A 16,281-nucleotide genomic window follows, 5' to 3' on the forward strand; every position below is an offset into this window, starting at 1 on the left:
CGAACGCCCGGGCCGGCGGCGATGCCACTACCATGGCGCAGAACCCGTCCGCCCTTCCATGACAAGCCGCCGACCGCTTCTGCAGCAACTCCTGGCCATGACCGCGCTTGCGGCCGCACCGTGGCTGCCGCGCGCGGCGAAGGCGCAGTTCGCCTATCCCTCCAGGTCGATCCGCTGGATCGTGCCCTACCAGGCCGGCGCGGGCACCGACATCGTCGCGCGCACCATCGGCGCGCAGCTCGCCATCGACTGGGGCCAGTCGGTGAGCATCGAGAACCGCGCCGGCGGCAACACCGCGCTGGGCGCCATCGAGGCCGCGCGTGCTCCGGCCGACGGCTACACGCTGCTGTCGGCGGACAGCGGCACGCTGGTGTTCAACCCGGCGCTGTACCGCAACCTCAGCTACAACCCCTCGCGCGACTTCGCGCCCGTTACCCTGCTCGGGCGGCTGCCGATGGTGCTGCTGGTGGGGCCGGCCAGCGGCGTGAAGGACGCGCCGGCCTTCATCGACGACGCGCGCGCCTTCCCCGGCAAGGTCAGCTACGCCTCGGCCGGCACCGGCAGCCCGCAGCACCTGTCGATGGAACTGCTCGAACGCGAGGCCGGGCTGGAGATGGTGCACGTGCCCTACCGCAGCGCCGCGGCCGCGGTGGCCGACGTGGCCGGCGGCCAGCTGCCGGTGATGATGTGCGACCTGGCCGCCTCGCGCCGTTTCATCCAGAGCGGCAGGCTGCGCCCACTGGCGGTGGCGAACCCCTCGCGCCTCGCGCAGCTGCCGCGCGTGCCCACCTTCGCCGAGATCGGCCTGCCGCGCGTCGAGGCCGCCGCGCTCATGGGCCTGGTGGTGCCCGCCAACACGCCGGGCGAGATCGTCTCGCGGCTGCAGCAGTCGGTCGCCAGCGCCATCCACAACCCCGCGGTGCAGCGCCGGCTGTCCGAGTACGGCGTGGAGCCCGCGGGCGACACGCCCTCGCGCTTCGCGGCGCTGCTGCAGGGCGAGTCGGCGCGGTGGCATCCGCTGATCCGCGACCTGAACCTTTCGCTGGACTAGGACGCCGCCTTTACGGCAACTTTGCCGAAGCGCCGCGCCTTGCTCACGCCGGGCTAAGACGGCCTGCCTAGATTGGCGGGGCCCATGACCACCCGCCGGTTCCATCACGTCGTCTTCGCCGACGATTTCTTCCGTTCTTCCGCCAACGGGCTCCAGTACCACGTCGCCAACCGGCGCTTCCTTCGAGGCTTCTTCGACTCCGCGCTGGGCCGCCTGGGCCTGCCCGCGAGCGAGGTCGCGCCGATGTCCGAGGGCGGGCGTATCGACGTCGCCCGCCTCATGGACCGGCTGGAGCTGCCCTGCACGCCCGCCGGCTGGGCGCGCGCCTGCGTGACCGACCTCGCGCCGCTGGCCGGCCGCGACGGCATGCCGGCCTTCGGCCCCGGCTGCCTGGTGATCGGCTGGGGCCTCACGCCTGCGCAGCAGTGCTGCATCGACACCTGCGGCGCCAGCTACCTCGACATCGAGATCGATCCGCGCCGCTTCACCGAGCACCTGCACTTCTGCGCGCGCACCAACGACCCCGCCATCGAAGCCGCGCTTCTGGCACGCCGCGTGGACGAGGAGCTGTTCTGGAACCACGCGAGCGCGCTCAAGGGCCGCTTCGCGCGCCACGGCGCCGGATCGCTCTTCGACGCGAGGCTGCGCGTGGGCCTCTTCTTCGGCCAGAGCCTGGTGGACCTGTCGCTCGTCAGCGGCGGCCGCACCATGCACCCGGCCAGCGTGATCGCGCCGCTGCGCGAGCTGGCCCGGGGCGTGGACCTGCTGGTGGTCAAGCCGCATCCGTACGAGCCCGCGCTGCACGACCTGGCGCCCATCGCGCGCGCCATTCCCAACGTGGCATGGACGCGCGAGAACACCTATGCGCTTCTGTCGGCGGGCAATGTGCATTTCGCGGCCAGCCTGTCTTCCAGCGTCCTGATCGAGGCGCGCTACTTCCGCAAGCCCGCCCACGCGCTGATCCGCGCCGACCGCAACGCGGGCGAGCTGCTGCCGGCCGCCTGCTCGGGCTGGATACCGGTGGGTGCGGATCTGGGATCGAAGGACTTCATGGCAGCCGCCTGCGGCATGGAAGAAGAAGGCACCGCCGTCGACGCCGTGCGCAGCTTCGCGGCCTGGCCCTCCACGGCCATCGACCGCGCCTTCCTCACGCGCTGGGGTCTCGACGACCGGGCCGCCGGCCTGCCCGCGGTGGCCGAACTGCAGCTGGACCGCCCCTACCTGTTCCGGCCCGGCAGCCCCGCGACGGGCTGGCTGAGCCACGGCTGGTCGGGCTTCGACGGCGAGGGCGCGCGCAGCGAGGGGGAGCTTGCCTGCCTCGTGGTGCCGCTGCCCGCGCTGTCGGCGCCGTCACAGGCCTGCGTGCAATCGCTGTCGCATCGGCAGCCCTACCGCGTGGAGGTGCGCGTCGACTATTGCGGCAACGCCAGGTCCACCAGCGTGCACGCGATGTTCGACGGGATGGTGCTGCCAAGCCAGCAGACGACCGGCGCACGGCGGCGCAGCCTGGTGTTCGAGGTCGAACCGGCCGCGGGCCGCAAATGCCTGGTGCTGCAGTTCGTCGTGGCCGGTACCGGCGTGCGCGGCGGCCCGATGCGCAGGCGCGCGGCGCCTCCGGCCTTCACGATCAGGAAGCTGCAGGTGTCGCTGCGCATGGGCCGGGGCGTGATCTCCGCGCCGCCGAAGGCGAAGGCGGTGCGATGGCCCGAGTTGCATCCGGTGCGCGCGATGGCCCGGAGGGTCCGTGCGTTGATCGATTCGGCGCGCGGAATCGCAGGCTGACGCAGGTAGCCTTCCGCCGCGTGCGCTTGCCTGGGCAGCCGGAGCCCACGAGCCGAAGACTGACGCCCTCGCTGCAGGCAGGCTGGCAGCCGGCAGAGCCGGACCGACGGAAATTGGCCTTCGCCGGCACGCATGCATTCGCATGCGCCGCACGAACACAGGAGAGTTCCGGATGTCCGAGACCCACAAGGCAATCCTCGAGAAGGCCAATGCCGCCATCGCCCAGGGCGACCACGAAGGATTTCTCACGTTCTGCACCGACGACACGAAGTGGACCTTCGTCGGCGACAGAACCCTCGACGGCAAGCAGGCGGTGCGTGAATGGATGGCGACCGCCTACCTGGAGCCACCCCGGTTCGAGGTGCACCGCCTGATCGCCGACGGCGACTTTCTCGCTGCCCTCGGCGAGATCACGCTGAAGGACGAAACCGGCAAGGCGACCCGCCATGCGTACTGCGATGTCTGGCGCTTGCGCGATGGCCGGCTGGCCGAACTGCAGGCCTTCGTCGTCGAAGCCCGCCCGCAGGCGCAGGGCTGACGGCCGCCTATCGCTGCGCGTTCGACGCCGCAAGCCCGTGCAACAGCACGACCCAGTGCTGTAGCCGCTCGATGGCCGCCTGCCGGCCGTCGGCAGTGCGCGCCGCGTCATCGGCCGCCGCCGCGAGCAGTTCCTCCGCCACGCCCGCCACGGCCCGTGCGAACTTCGGCGCGTCGCCGCGCCACACCACCACGCGGTGCGCCAGCCCGAGCTGCGCCGCGCGGCCCGCGTTGATCGCCTGCTCGGGCTGGTCGGTGAGCAGCAGCAGGATCGGCCTGCGGTAGACCGCCGCGATCGACAGCGCCGCCATGCCCGGTGCCGAGACGATGAAGGCGCTGTGCGCGGCTGCCTCGATCCAGTGCTCGTCGCGCGCGTGCCAGTGCGGGCGGTGCGCATAGCCCTCGCCGACGAGGTGCGCGGGCACGCCGGCGTCGGCGAGCCCCTGCTCCAGCCCGTCGGCCAGCGCCGGTTCCTGGAAGTGCGGGTTGAGGTAGACGGCCGCGACACGATGCTGCGTCGCATCGCCCCTGTCCACCGCGTCGACCACGGCCACCGGCGTGGCCAGCCGGTGACGGCCGCGTTCGTCGTGCCGGGGCTCGCCGTAGGCGAAGTCGTGCTCGATGCGCGCGAGGCTGCGGTCGATCTGCCAGGCCACGATGCGGCCGAACAGACGGGCGACGAAGCCCGGCATGCGTCCGCCGAAGTTGGTCTCCAGCGCATGCCGCAGGCTCGCGCCGTACACGTGCACCACCTTGCGCCGCCACAAGGGCAGCCAGCCCATCAGCAGCAGCGCGGGGTGGAAGGAGTCGTTCACCACCAGGTCGGCATCGCGGAAGTGCGCGCGCAGGCGCCACACGTCGCGCAGCATGCGTTCGGGCCTGAACATGTACAGCGCCACGTTGCGGTCGGTCTCGCGGCGCAGCATGTTCTGCTGCGTGTCGAACTGCACCGCGTAGTGGCGCGAGAGCACTGGCGCGTCGATGCCGAAACCGGCGAGGAAGCGCGCGCCCTCGTCGGAGGTGGTGAGCACGCGCACCTGCGCACCGGCCTCGCGCAGCGCATGCGTGAGCAGCTGCGCGCGCATGAGGTGCCCGCGCGCGTCCGCGGTCGCGAGGTACAGGATGCGCGGCGGCATCGCTCAGGCGTGGTGCCGCACCGGTGGCGCCGAGCCCGGGCGCAGGCGCAGCGCCACGCCGGCGAGCCACATGCCGAGAGCTCCCGTCACGCCGAAACCGCGCTCGGTGTCGCGCACCTCGCGCATCAGCTGCGCGAGCCGCGCCTCTTCATGCGGGGCCACGCAGCGCTGCAGCGTACGGGTGCACAGGCGGATGTGGCGGTCCTCGTCGGCCATCACGCGCGCGAGCAGCGGATGCAGCGCGTGCTGCGGGCCGATCAACGCGCAGTGGCGCTGCAGGATGCGCGAGGCCATCTGCTCGGCCGCGAGGCCGATGGCGTAGGCGGGAACCAGCCCGCCGTGCGCGAAGTGCGGCGCATGGCGGCGGATCAGCGCCTGCCAGCGTGCGAGCTTGCGGCGGCTGAACCAGTCGGGCCTGGGCGCTTCCTCCGGCGATGCGGCGGCCTGCGCGCTGCCGCCGCGCTCGACGATGGCCTGTGCGAACAGGCGCGCATGCAGCTGCTCGTCGGCCAGGTGCTGGTCGAGCTGGCGAACGAGCCATTCGGGCGGCGCGATGCGCAGCTCGCGCTGCAGCGCCTGCTCCGACGATTCCTCGCCCACGAGGTAGAAGCGCAGCAGCAGCATCTCTCCGTCGTTGCTCGCATGCAGCTGCCGCAGCGCGGCGCGCTTGACGTGGTGCACCAGCCGGGCCTGCAGCGCGGGCCAGCCGCGCAGTCGCGGCGGCGAGAGGCACTCGAAGCCGGGCGCGGAGCCGGCCGGGTTGCCAGGCGTGGGGTCAGCGGCCATCGGCCCTGGTCTTCACCGGTTGCGGCGGCTGTTGCTGCTGCCAGCCCAGCACCAGCCCGATGAAACTGTCCTGCAGGAAGGCGCGCGCGGCGGCGTCGGCGCCCGCGAACTCGCGCTGCTGGCCGTCGTAGCGGATGTAGCCCTTGCCGTCGGCGGCGCCCAGCAGCAGCTTCTCGTTCTTGCGGAAGCCGCGCTGCAGCAGGGGCTGCAGCAGAGGCTGCGATTCGAGCCCGTAGAGGAACATGTCGCGCTGGATCACCTGGCGCGGGATCTTGCTGCTGAGCGCCTGCAGCTCGAGCGTCCAGTTGCCCTGCCGCATCGCCTCGGCCAGGTCGCGGCCCTTGGCGCCCGGCGCGCGGAAACGCGCGCGCGCCACCGACTTGGAGGCCCGGCTCAGGCCGAGGCCGATGGTGATGTCGGCGTCCCGCGCGCCATCGGCGCGGTTGTCGTCCACCTGCACGAACACGTTGGCCAGCCGCGCGGCCAGCGAGGGCTTCGCCAGCGCCTCGACGACCTGCTCGGCGGTGAGCATCACGCGCTCGCTGCCGGGTTCGTTCACCGTCACCTTGTACGGATCGATGCGGATGTCGTCGAACTCGCCGCTCACCGGCGAATGGGCATGGCTGCTGACCGACCACTCGCTGCCCGAGCGGCTCAGCAGCGCATGGAAGGTCAGCGGCACGCGCTGGCCGTCGCGCGCGCGGCCGGAGCCCTGCAGCAGCACGTCGCCGACGATGGTCTTCTCGGGGTAGCTGCGGGTGCTGGCGAAGCGGATGGTGTGGGACGCCGAGTCGAGCGCGGCGTGGGTGTCGGCGTCGTCCAGCGCGAGGCGGTTGCACTCGCTGCCGCCACCCGCGAGCGCGGCGAAGGGGCAGCCGGCGTCGGACTTGAAGTTGAAGACGCCGCGGCCGGCGAAGTCGGCGGCGCCGGCCAGCGCGCAGGTGCCGGCGAGCGCGAGGCCCAGTGCCGCTCGGCGAACGGCAGGTGAAGGGAAGTTGCGCATGGTCTTTGTTCGTTCTTCTTCTGCGGAAAGGGAAAGGAGCAGGGCTCGATCAGGGCCGGTGATACGACAGCGCCTGCGCATCCGCGTGGGTGCGCCCGGTCGTGTGCCAGCCGATGCCGCGCGCGAACGCGCCCAGCATGTCGATGGCCGAGAAACCCAGGATCAGCGCCACGCCCGCGAGCCAGCGCAGGCCGCGCAGCGGCGGCAGGTCTTGATGGTTGAGCGCCTTCATGCTGAAGCCCAGCCGCGTGAACAGCACCGCCAGCGGCCCGATCGGACCGCTGCGCGCGAGCCACTGCCAGCGGGGCGACACGTAGCTGCGCAGCAGGTGCGGCGTGAGCGAGTAGGTGTCCTGCCCGCGCATCCAGCGCAGCTTCAGCGCCTCGGCGCGGGTGTCGGGCAGGCGGTGCTCGGTGTGGGCCGCGGCTGCGTAGTGGATGGGCACGCCCGCCGCCTTCAGCCGCATGCCGAGCACCTGGCAGTGCGCGCGGTAGACGCCGTCGAGCGCCTGGTAGCTGTGCTGCTCGAACACGTCGCGGCGGAAGGCCACGTTGTTCGCGTAGAAGTTGCTCGTGGCGCCGGCGTGGTCGGCGTTGGGGAAGTACATGAAGTCGATGGTGGTGAGCGCGGTGCCCACCACGCTGGCTGCATAGCTGGTGCGCCCGGCCACCACGGCTGGCGCTTCGGCGCCCCTGGTGAAGGGCAGCAGCATCTGAAGCAGCCAGTCGTCGTCGGGCAGGCAGTCGGCGTCGGCGAACACCACGTGCGTGCAGCGCTGCGCGTCGGTGGCCGCGAAGCCCGCGTTCTTGGCGTCGTAGTAGCCGGTGCTCGCGTCGATGCGCACGAAGTCGACCGGGCGGCCTGCGAGCGCGCTCACGGCCTCGCAGGTGGCGGGGCTCAGGCCGTCGTGCGTGATGACCACCTGCGCGAGCGCGGCGAGCGGCAGCTTCTGCCTGCCCAGCAGGGCGACCAGGCGCTGCAGGCTGGCACCGGCCCTGGCCTCGGCATCGGCTCCGCCGCGCAGGTTGTTGGTCTCCAGGACCAGAGCGCAACGCGCGGCAACTTGATCGGGCATCATCGAATTTTCCTGTCCGGACATCGTTTTGAAGGCTTGCATCCTGCTTTTATCGCACAACCGCGCCCGCCACCAGTGCCGCATGCCATGGGGCCGGCCATGAAGGTGACCATCTTCGGCGCGGGCTACGTGGGCCTGAGCTTCGCGGCCTGTCTGGCCGAGGCCGGCCACGAGGTGCTGTGCGCGGACGCGGACCTGGCGCGCATCGAGGGGCTGCAGCGCGGCCTGATGCCGCTGCACGAGCCGGGCCTGGAGGCGCTGGTGGCCTCGGGCATCGCCGCTGGCACCCTGCGATTCACGGCCGACGAGCGCGCGGCCTGCGCGCACGGCGATCTGCTCTTCATCGTGGTGAACACGCCGGCCGATGCGCAGGGGCGGGTCGACCTGCGGCACGTGATCGCGGTGGCCGCCGCCATCGGACGGCATCGCGATCGCGACGCGCTGGTGGTCTGCAAATCGACCGCGCCCGTGGGCACGGCCGCGCAGGTCGAGGCCGTGCTGGGCGGCGAACTCGCGCAGCGCGGCGTGCGGCACCGCATCGCCGTGGCGGTGAACCCCGAGTTCCTGCGCGAAGGCTCGGCGGTGCGCGACTGCCGCCAGCCCGACCGCGTGGTGATCGGCAGCGAGGACCCATGGGCCGTCGACCTGCTGACCCGGCTCTACGCGCCCTTCATCCAGGACCCGCAGAGGCAGCTGCTGGTGATGGACCGCCGCTCGGCCGAGCTCACCAAGTACGCGGCCAACGCGATGCTCGCCGCCCGCATCAGCTTCATGAACGAGATGGCCCGCGTGGCCGAGCTGGCGGGTGCCGACATCGACGCAGTGCGGCGCGGCATCGGCGCAGACCGGCGCATCGGGCCCGACTTCCTGCAGGCCGGCGCGGGCTATGGCGGCTCCTGCCTCGCGAAGGATGTGCGGGCGCTGGTGCATGCGGCCGACCGCGGCGGCCACGCGCTGCGCATCCTTGCCGCGGTCGAGGCCACGAACCACGAGCAGAAGGGCCGCCTCTTCGACCTGATGACGCACCACTTCGGCGGCCGCATCGCCGGCAAGACCGTCGCGGTGTGGGGCCTGGCCTTCAAGCCCGATACCGACGACATGCGCGACGCGCCCAGCCTGGTGCTGCTGCAGCGGCTGTGGGCGGCCGGTGCGCGCGTGCAGGTCTACGACCCCGCGGCGATGCCGAACGCGCGCGACCTCCTCGGCGATCGCGAGGACCTGCGCTGGTGCGCCACGGCGCCCGAAGCACTGCAGGGCGCCGATGCGCTGGCGCTCGTCACCGAGTGGGACGAGTTCCGGCGCCCCGACTTCGCGCACATCGCGAAAGAGCTGCGCGCTGCGGTCATCTTCGATGGCCGCAATGTGTACGACGCCGCGGAGGTCGAGTCGGCGGGCATCGCCTACTACGGCATCGGCCGCGGCCGGTCGTCACTGCGGCTGGGCTGAGTCCTGGTCCTGCGCGAGGAAGGCGTCGCCGGGCGTGAGCGGCGCATGCCGGTAGCTCGCCGGGGTGCGGCTGAGCTTCACCGGCGCGCCGATGCCGCGATAGCCGCCGGGCATCTCCACCACCATCTCGCGGTGCAGCGTGTGCGGATGCTGCAGCGCGGCATCGACCGGCAGCACGGGCGCGGCGGGCACGCCGGCGGCCATCAATTCATCGACCAGCGTGCGGCCGTCGAATGCCGCCATCGCGGCCTCGAGCCGCTGCTTGAGCTGCGCGCGGTGCACCGAGCGCGCGCCGGCCGTGCGAAAGAGCGGATCGTCCGCGAGCTCGGGCACGCCGATGCAGCGGCACATGCTCGCGAACTGCCGGTCGTTGCCCACGGCGACGAACACGGGGTCGGTGCCGGTGGCCAGCGCGTCGTAGGGATAGATGTTCGGATGCGCGTTGCCGGTGCGGCGCGGCTCGGTGCCGTCCATGAACCAGTTGGCGGCGTGCGGATGCAGCAGCGAGAGGCCGCTGTCGTACAGCGCCGCCTCTACGAACTGGCCGCGCCCGCTGCGGTTGCGTTCCTGCAGCGCGAGCAGCACGCCGATCACCGCGTTGAGGCCGGTCACCATGTCGACCACCGGCAGGCCGACGCGCAGCGGACCGCCGTCGGCCTCGCCGTTGATGCTCATGATGCCGGTCATGGCCTGCACGGCGGCGTCGTAGCCCGGCAGCCCACCCAGCGGGCCGTCGGCGCCGAAGCCCGACACGCGGCACCACACCAGGCGCGGGAAGCGCTTCGACAGTTCCTCGTAGCCGATGCCCCAGCGCTCCATGGTGCCGGTCTTGAAGTTCTCGATCAGCACGTCGGCCTCGGCCACCAGCGCGAGCAGCGCCTCGCGGCCTTCCTCGGTGGAGAAGTCCAGGTGCTGCACGCGCTTGTTGCGGTTGAGCCCGTGGTAGTACGAGGCCACGCCTTCCCTGAAGGGCGGGCCCCAGGTGCGCGTGTCGTCGCCCTGCGGCGGCTCGACCTTGAGCACGTCGGCGCCGTGGTCGCCGAGGATCTGGCCGCAGTAGGGGCCGCCGAGGATGCGGGAGATGTCGAGGACTCGGATGCCTGCGAGGGCGCCTTGTGGAGCTTGCGTCATTTCTTGTTCCTGTGTTTTGCTTTGCGGGGCGCGTGCACAGGCCGCCGGGTACTCCCCTCCGCGAATGTCCCCCGGGCCTGCGGCCCTCCTCCTTTGTTTCGCTGCGGGGAGCACCCGACGCCCTGTGCACATGGACGCTCTGCTGGTGCCGGCCGCATGAGCGCAGCGCTCATCGATCACGACGATGGGGTGCCTTGCGCAGCGAAACAAAGGAGGAGGCCGCAGGCCGGGGACATTCGCGGAGCAAGGCACCCCGTCGGCGTGATCGCTCCCCGGATGACTGCCTCAGTCGAGCTGCGCCCCCGACTTCTTCACGACGTCCTTCCACTTCACGGACTCGCCAGCAATGAACTGCCCGAGCTTCTGCGGCGAAGTGTCGGCAGGCACTTCGAGACCCTGGGCCGCGAACATCTGCTTCACCTTGGGCGAATTCAGCACTTCCGTGAACGCATGGTTGAGCTTGTTCACGCGATCGGCAGGCGTGCCGGCCGGCGCGACGATGCCGAAGAACACGCTCACGTCGTAGCCCTTGTAGCCCTGCTCCGAGATCGTCGGCACCTCCGGCAGCGCCTGCGAGCGCGCGACGGTGGCCACGCCCAGCGCGCGCAGCTTGCCGGCCTTGACGTAGGGCAGCGCGGTGAGGATGTCGGTGAAGGTCATGCTGACCTGGTTGCCCAGCAGGTCGTTGAGCGCGGGGCCGGTGCCCTTGTAGGGAATGTGCTGCAGGTCGGTGCCCGCCACCGAATTGAAGAGCACGCCCGCGAGGTGCGACGAGGCGCCGTTGCCCGACGAGGCATAGCTGAGCTTGCCGGGGTTGGCCTTCGCGTAGGCCACCAGCTCCTGCACGTTCTTCACCGGCAGCGACGGGTTCACCACCAGGATGTTGGGCAGGTAGCCGACCTGGATCACCGGCGCGAAGCTCTTGACCGGGTCGTAGTTGATCTTGCGGTAAAGGCTCGAGTTGATGGCCAGCGGGCCCGAGGTGCCGAACAGCAGCGTGTGGCCGTCGGCCTCGGCGCGCGCCACGTATTCGGCGCCGATGTTGCCGCCGGCACCCGCACGGTTCTCCACGATCATGGGCTGGCCGAGGCGGTCCTTCATCTCGGCGGCGAGCGTGCGCGCCATCGCGTCGGTGGGGCCGCCGGGCGGGAAGGGAACGACCAGCATCAGGGGCTTGGAGGGGAAGGCGTCGGCCGCTTGCGCGGCGGGCATGGCAGTCATCAGCGTGGCACAGGCGGCCAGCAGGAAGGTGATGCGTTTCAAGGGATGTCTCCGATTTTTTGAATGAAAGAGAAAGCTCAGGCGGGCACGGCCGTGGGCGAAACGGCTGCCGCGTTCCAGTCCGCAGGCATCGCGTCGGGCGAGAGCGGATCGCGCGGCAGCACCCGATGCAGCAGCACCAGCTGCGCCCAGCGCAGGCGCGCTGCCGAGCCGCCGCGCGAGGCCTCCCAGGCCATCGCGATGGCGCTGGTGCAGTGATAGAGGGCGGAGGCGGCCTGGCGCGCGAGCACGTCGCCGCCTTGGCGCGCGGCCGTCTCGGTGAGCGCGGCGGCGCGGTCGAGCGCGCTGCGCAGCGACTTGTCGAAACCGGAGGCGAGCGCCGCGTCGTCGAGCAGCTTCGCGCAATGCGCGCGCAGCACCGGCAGCGAGCCCTCGCGCTTCACCGCGCGGATCACGTCCAGCGCCACGATGTTGCTCGTGCCTTCCCAGATCGAGCCCAGGTGCGCGTCGCGCACGAGCCGGGCGTCGCTCCATTCCTCGATGTAGCCGCAGCCGCCGCGCACCTCCATCGCGTCGCCCGTGACCTTGCGCGCATCGCGGCAGGCGCGGAACTTGATGAGCGGCGTGAGGATGCGCAGCAGCGCATAGGCATCGGGCTCGCCGGCGTCCGAACGCGCGAGCGCCAGCGCCGTCTGGCACACCATGGTGCGGGCCTGTTCGGCGGGCAGGCGCAGCTTGTCGAGCTGGCGCTGCATCAGCGGCATCTGCTCCAGCGTGCGGCCGAAGGCGCGGCGTTCGGATGCGATGAACTCGGCCTCGGCCACCGCGCGGCGCATCAGGCCGGCGGCGCGCACGCCGTTCGACAGGCGGGAGTTGTTGACCATGTCGGCCATCTGCACGAAGCCGCGGCCTTCCTCGCCCACCAGACAGGCGGTGGCGCCTTCGAGGCGGATCTCGCCGCTGGCCATCGAGCGCGTGCCGAGCTTGTCCTTCAGCCGGATGATGCGGTAGCTGTTGAGGCTGCCGTCGTCCAGCCGGCGCGGCAGCAGGAACAGCGACACGCCCTTCATGCCCTGCGGCCCGTCTTCGGCGCGCGCGAGCACCATCGCGAAGTCGGCGTCGGGGTTCGAGCAGAACCACTTGTCGCCCGTGAGGCGCCAGCTGCCGTCCGATTCGCGGCGGGCCATGGTGGCGGTGGCGGCGATGTCGGAGCCGGCGGCCTGCTCGGTCATGAACATCGCGCCCTGGGCGAGTTCGTCGAAGTCCAGCGAGGTGAGGCGCGGCAGGTACTTCGCGACCAGCTCCGGGCTGCCGAACTTCTTCAGCGTGCGCGTGAGCGAGTCGGTCATCGACACCGGGCAGCACAGGCCGAACTCCGCCTGCACGAACAGGTAGGTCAGCACGTACTTGACCAGCGGCGGCATCCTGCCCTTCCAGCCCAGCGTGTCGTCGCGGTGCGAGATGGCGGCGAGGCCGAATTCGGCGAGCGCGAGGCGTTCCATCTCCACGTAGGCGGGGTGCTTGACGATCTTCTGTTCGTCCAGGCCGGTGCGCGTGCGCTGCTTCAGCACGGGCGGGTTGCGGTCGGCGGTGCCGGCCAGTTCGTCGATCAGGCCGCCCGCGAGGCCGCCCAGGCGCTCGAAGTGCGGCTGCATGTGGCGGCGCAGGTCTTCGGGCAGGTAGAGCGCGAGCAGGGCGTGCAGCTCGGCGTCGGTGGTGAACAGGTTCTGGCCGTGGCGGTCGGGGATCGGATGGGCGTGCTCTGCGGACATGCGCGTTGTCTCCTGGGGTTCCTTGTTTGGCGCATTGTTGGAGCCGCGACGATCCGTGTCTAATATCGATTTGGTCTTGTTCGATTCGATCTGACTATCCATGGAACTGCGGCACCTGCGCTACTTCTGCGTGCTCGCCGAGGAGCTGCACTTCGGGCGCGCGGCGCGGCGGCTGTCGATCTCGCAGCCGCCGCTGTCGGTGGCGATACGCCAGCTCGAGGACAACGTGGGTGCGCGCCTCTTCGAGCGCAACAGCAAGGAGGTGCGGCTCACGCCTGCTGGCGAGGCGCTGCGGGTTTCGGCGCGCCGGCTGCTCCTGCAGGCCGAGGAGGCCGCCATCGAGGCGCGCGACGTGGCGCTGGGTTCGGCCGGGCGGCTGCGCATCGGCTTCGTCGGGGCGATGCTCTACCGGGGCCTGCCGCAGGCGCTGCGCGCCTTCCAGGCGAAGCATCCGGCGGTGCGCATCACGCTGAGCGAGCTCAATTCGGGCATGCAGATCGCCGAGCTGATGAACGACCGGCTCGACCTGGGCTTCGCCCACACGCACCGCGTGCCGCCCGAGCTGCAGCACCGGCTGCTGCTGGCCGAACCCTTCGTGGCCTGCCTGCCCGCCGGCCATGCGCTGGCGCGCAAGCGGGTGCTGGCACCGGCCGACCTGCGCGAGCAGCCCTTCGTGCTGTTCTCCCGAGAGGTCTCGCCCGACTACCACGAGCGCATCCTGAGCATCTGCGCCGACGCGGGCTTCCTGCCCGAGGTGAGGCACGAGGTGCGCCACTGGCTGGCGGTGGTCTCGTGGGTGTCGCAGGGGTTGGGCGTGGCGCTGGTGCCGCAGGCGATGCGGCATTCGGCCCTGCGCGGCGCGGTGTTCAGGCCGCTCGACAGGGCGGTGGTGCAGTCGGAGGCCTACGGCATCTGGCGCAACGGCCCGGCCAACGTGCTGGTCGAGCGGCTGCTGGAGGGCGTGGCCGACAGCCTCGCCGCCACGCAGGAAGATCAGGCGTAGAGCGGCTCTTCCGCCATCTGCTCGCACTGCTCCTCGAGCATGAGGATCTGCCCCTTCCAGTAGTCGCTGGAGCCGAACCACGGGAAGTTGATCGGGAAGATCGGGTCTTCCCAGCGCCGCGCCAGCCAGGCGCTGTAGTGGATGAGGCGCAGCGTGCGCAGCGGCTCGATCAGCGCCAGCTCGCGCCGGTCGAACTCGCGGAACTGCTCGTAGCCGTCGAGCAGGCCCGACAGCTGCGCGGTGCGCTGCGCGCGGTCACCGGACAGCAGCATCCACAGGTCCTGCACCGCGAAGCCGGTTCGCGCGTCGTCGAGGTCGACGAAATGGGGCCCGCCGCCGGGGCGGTCGGTGGGCGTCCACAGGATGTTGCCGGGGTGCACGTCGCCGTGCAGGCGCAGCTTGCGGGGCTGGAAGTCGGACGAAGGCGGATTCGCCGCGAGCGCCGTGGCGCCGATCATGTCCAGCGCCTCGTTGCAGGCCTTCTCCCAGTCGCGCTGCACGTCGAGCGGGATCTTTTCGTTGGCGAGCAGCCAGTCCCGCGAGGCGATGCCGAAGCTCTGCAGGTCGAGCGCGGGCCGGGCCTCGAAAGGCCTGGCGCCGCCCACGGTGTGGATGCGCGCCAGGAAGCGGCCCACCCATTCGAGCACTTCGAAGTCGTCGAGCTCGGGCGCGCGGCCGCCGCGGTAAGGGCTCACGCTGAAGGCGAAGCCGGCGTGGTGGTGCAGCGTCTTGCCGTCGAAGGCCAGCGGCGGCACGGCCGGCACCTCGGCAGCGGCCAGCTCGAGCGAGAAGCTGTGCTCTTCGAGGATCTCGGCCTCGCCCCAGCGGCCGGGGCGATAGAACTTGACCACCACCACGCTGCGGTCTTCCAGGTGAACCTGGTAGACCCGGTTCTCGTAGGAATTCAGGCCGGTGAGCCGGCCGTCGCCGTACAGGCCGAGCGTCGCGAGCGCGTCGAGCACCACGTCGGGCGTGAGGCTCTCATAGGGATGTGTGTTCGCGGGCGCCGCGGAAGATTGGGTCATGCGGCGATTGTCGTCGCCGCCGGGCGCCCGTCCGTCTCAGGACGTGACGGCCTGCCTGGAAAGGGAAAGGATGTGACCCGTGCGCGGATCGCCCTTGCCGCCCAGCACCTGCGCATAGGCCGCCTGCACGGCCGCTGCGCCATCGTGATGCTCGGCGCGAAGCCAGGGCGCCTTCGCGTCGGTGACGGTCGCCATGAAGTCGTGCCAGGCCGCGACCATGCGGCGGCCGAACTCCTCGGGGCCCCATTCGGCGGTTCGCTTCTTGATCTGCGCCGGCGCGAAGAAGAGCGTGGCGCGCGGGCCCGGCAGGTCCTTGCCTGCGCCCTTGGCCGCGAGCTGCTCGACGTGCGTACCGCCGATGGAACTGCTGTATTTCAGATTGGCGAAGCGCTCGTGGATGGCGTTGCGCAGCGCGCCGTTGCCGGCGAAGTCGACGTACACGCAGGGCGCGTCGGCCGCGATGGAATCGAGCGTGTCGTAGGTCACGACGCGGTCGTAGCAGCCGAGGCTCTCGCAGAAGGCCACGTTGGCGGGCGAGGTCAGCCCGATCACCTCGATGCCCTTGCGCTTGTGCAGCTGGAAGGCGGTGCCATAGGCCGTCTTGCTCGATGCGCTCGACAGCAGCATGGTGTTGGCGCCGAAGAAATCGTTGTCGGCCATGAAGTCGTCGATCAGCCACGAGGTGATGAACAGCGGTCGCAGCAGCGCCTGGATGTCCTCGGTGCCCGCCGTGTAGAGCGGGTCGCTCGCGCAGCGGAAATACTGGTTGTAGACGGCCGGCAGCTCCGCGCGGTGTGGCGCCACGTCGGTGAAGCGCTCGGGCGAAAGCCGCCCGGGGCTCAGCACCGCGCCCGAGGCCATCGGCCAGTAGCCGTACAGCCGCTCGCCTACCGGCACGCCCGGGTGCAGTGACTGCACCACGCTCGCGAAGCCCCACACGGGGATGCTGCCCCAGCCTTCCTCGCCGCTCGGGAAGAACTGCCAGTAGCTCATCGCGTCGCCGAAGGCCGCATACGTGATGTTGTTGGAGGTGAGCGCGAAGCTGTCGATGCGCACCCGCACCTGGCCGTCGGCAAGCGCCTCGTCGGTGGCGGTGTGAAGGCGGGTGGCGGCAAGCTGGTCTTTGCGGATGAGGAGGCTGGTGGTGCTCATGAGCGTGGCTCCTGGCTGGCGGTTGCGGGATTCGCCGACGTTAGCCAAGCTTGATGAAAGGCGCCATCGCGCGGCGGCTTCCGGCGTCACCCGTGAGACATCGGCGGGCATGAAAAAAGCGGCCCGGCTTGTGGCCGGACCGCTCTGTATGTGATCCCTTC

Annotated in this window: 14 protein-coding genes; 5 read left to right on the top strand and 9 right to left on the bottom strand. The window is 70.9% G+C overall.

Annotated elements, in window-relative coordinates; all coding sequences use genetic code 11:
* Positions 1 to 97 precede the first annotated feature (97 nt).
* The 3 genes from G369_RS0129855 (at position 98) to G369_RS0129865 (ending at position 3,371) form a co-directional block, all read left to right on the top strand.
* Positions 98 to 1,051 (top strand): Bug family tripartite tricarboxylate transporter substrate binding protein, encoded by a 954-nt coding sequence (locus G369_RS0129855; RefSeq protein WP_019657741.1) that lies wholly within the window; start codon positions 98 to 100, stop codon positions 1,049 to 1,051.
* An 84-nt stretch (positions 1,052 to 1,135) separates the two neighbouring features.
* Entirely contained in the window at positions 1,136 to 2,833 is a 1,698-nt protein-coding gene (locus tag G369_RS0129860) for a hypothetical protein (protein WP_019657742.1), read from the top strand.
* Between the two features lie 172 nt (positions 2,834 to 3,005).
* Complete coding sequence (locus tag G369_RS0129865; protein ID WP_019657743.1) at positions 3,006 to 3,371, top strand: nuclear transport factor 2 family protein; 366 nt, start codon at positions 3,006 to 3,008, stop codon at positions 3,369 to 3,371.
* A 7-nt stretch (positions 3,372 to 3,378) separates the two neighbouring features.
* Here the strand turns inward: G369_RS0129865 and G369_RS0129870 are convergent, their stop codons facing one another.
* The 4 genes from G369_RS0129870 to G369_RS0129885 are packed head-to-tail and all read right to left on the bottom strand — an operon-like array spanning position 3,379 to position 7,373.
* Complete coding sequence (locus G369_RS0129870; RefSeq protein ID WP_019657744.1) at positions 3,379 to 4,506, bottom strand: glycosyltransferase family protein; 1,128 nt, start codon at positions 4,504 to 4,506, stop codon at positions 3,379 to 3,381.
* 3 nt (positions 4,507 to 4,509) lie between these two features.
* Positions 4,510 to 5,292, bottom strand: a complete 783-nt coding sequence (locus tag G369_RS0129875) for a hypothetical protein (RefSeq protein ID WP_019657745.1) — start codon at positions 5,290 to 5,292, stop codon at positions 4,510 to 4,512.
* Positions 5,282 to 6,295, bottom strand: coding sequence for a hypothetical protein (locus G369_RS0129880; RefSeq protein ID WP_019657746.1), 1,014 nt, complete (start codon positions 6,293 to 6,295; stop codon positions 5,282 to 5,284). The genes G369_RS0129875 and G369_RS0129880 overlap by 11 nt, the downstream gene beginning before the upstream one ends.
* A gap of 49 nt (positions 6,296 to 6,344) precedes the next feature.
* Positions 6,345 to 7,373: a glycosyltransferase family 2 protein gene (locus G369_RS0129885; RefSeq protein ID WP_019657747.1), complete on the bottom strand. Its 1,029-nt coding sequence runs from the start codon at positions 7,371 to 7,373 to the stop codon at positions 6,345 to 6,347.
* A gap of 96 nt (positions 7,374 to 7,469) precedes the next feature.
* Here G369_RS0129885 and G369_RS0129890 point away from each other — a divergent pair, with 96 nt between their 5' ends.
* Positions 7,470 to 8,816: a UDP-glucose dehydrogenase family protein gene (locus G369_RS0129890; RefSeq protein WP_020723357.1), complete on the top strand. Its 1,347-nt coding sequence runs from the start codon at positions 7,470 to 7,472 to the stop codon at positions 8,814 to 8,816.
* Here the strand turns inward: G369_RS0129890 and G369_RS0129895 are convergent.
* The 3 genes from G369_RS0129895 to G369_RS0129905 all read right to left on the bottom strand — a co-directional run bounded on the left by G369_RS0129895 (position 8,799) and on the right by G369_RS0129905 (position 12,940).
* Positions 8,799 to 9,947, bottom strand: a complete 1,149-nt coding sequence (locus G369_RS0129895; RefSeq protein ID WP_019657749.1) for a CaiB/BaiF CoA transferase family protein — start codon at positions 9,945 to 9,947, stop codon at positions 8,799 to 8,801. The genes G369_RS0129890 and G369_RS0129895 overlap by 18 nt on opposite strands.
* Positions 9,948 to 10,232: 285 nt before the next feature.
* Positions 10,233 to 11,210: a Bug family tripartite tricarboxylate transporter substrate binding protein gene (locus G369_RS0129900; protein WP_019657750.1), complete on the bottom strand. Its 978-nt coding sequence runs from the start codon at positions 11,208 to 11,210 to the stop codon at positions 10,233 to 10,235.
* 35 nt (positions 11,211 to 11,245) lie between these two features.
* Positions 11,246 to 12,940, bottom strand: a complete 1,695-nt coding sequence (locus G369_RS0129905) for an acyl-CoA dehydrogenase family protein (RefSeq protein WP_019657751.1) — start codon at positions 12,938 to 12,940, stop codon at positions 11,246 to 11,248.
* Positions 12,941 to 13,040: 100 nt separating this feature from the next.
* On the opposite strand from G369_RS0129905, the gene G369_RS0129910 reads away from it, so the two are divergent.
* Positions 13,041 to 13,943 (top strand): LysR family transcriptional regulator, encoded by a 903-nt coding sequence (locus tag G369_RS0129910; protein WP_019657752.1) that lies wholly within the window; start codon positions 13,041 to 13,043, stop codon positions 13,941 to 13,943.
* Here the strand turns inward: G369_RS0129910 and G369_RS0129915 are convergent.
* Both G369_RS0129915 and G369_RS0129920 read right to left on the bottom strand, forming a co-directional pair.
* Complete coding sequence (locus G369_RS0129915; protein ID WP_019657753.1) at positions 13,934 to 14,968, bottom strand: serine/threonine protein kinase; 1,035 nt, start codon at positions 14,966 to 14,968, stop codon at positions 13,934 to 13,936. The genes G369_RS0129910 and G369_RS0129915 overlap by 10 nt on opposite strands.
* A gap of 36 nt (positions 14,969 to 15,004) precedes the next feature.
* Positions 15,005 to 16,120 (bottom strand): DUF2855 family protein, encoded by a 1,116-nt coding sequence (locus G369_RS0129920; RefSeq protein WP_019657754.1) that lies wholly within the window; start codon positions 16,118 to 16,120, stop codon positions 15,005 to 15,007.
* Positions 16,121 to 16,281: the final 161 nt, after the last annotated feature.

Origin of the sequence: Variovorax atrisoli 110B (genome assembly GCF_000382045.1) — a bacterium.
GTDB classification, from domain to species: Bacteria; Pseudomonadota; Gammaproteobacteria; order Burkholderiales; family Burkholderiaceae_C; genus Variovorax; species Variovorax atrisoli.